Below are 535 nucleotides of genomic sequence, written 5' to 3' on the forward strand. Positions count from 1 at the left end.
AACCGATGCCACGGTGCAGGCACTGGCAACACAGCACGATTTACATGCCGTTAAGGCTATCGGCCTGACAGGGCAAATGCATGGCGCTACCCTGCTGGATAAACAGCATCGGGTGTTGCGCCCCGCGATGCTGTGGAACGATGGACGCAGTGCCGCCCAGTGCAACACGTTGGAACAACAGGTGCCGGACTCGCGTCAGATTACCGGCAATCTGATGATGCCGGGCTTTACTGCCCCCAAACTGAAATGGGTTCAGGAACACGAGCCCGCGTGTTTTCGACAAATTGACAAGGTTCTGTTACCCAAAGACTACCTGCGCTGGCGTATGACGGGTGAATTTGCCAGCGACATGTCGGATGCCGCCGGTACCCTGTGGCTGGATGTCGGTAAACGGGACTGGAGTGATGCGTTGCTCGCCGCCTGTTCGCTCGATCGCACGGCAATGCCTGGCTTGTTTGAAGGCAATCAGATAACCGGCTACCTTTCTGACGCACTGGCACAGCGTTGGAACATGAATAGCGTCCCGGTGGTTGCC

1 protein-coding gene is annotated in these 535 nt (G+C 57.2%); it reads left to right on the plus strand.

Translation table 11 applies throughout. The annotated features are described in order from the left end of the window. On the plus strand, positions 1-535 hold a 535-nt coding region (locus J5224_RS34845), incomplete at both ends, for an FGGY family carbohydrate kinase (RefSeq protein WP_264629369.1).

It is taken from the genome of Candidatus Symbiopectobacterium sp. NZEC135, from assembly GCF_025962695.1.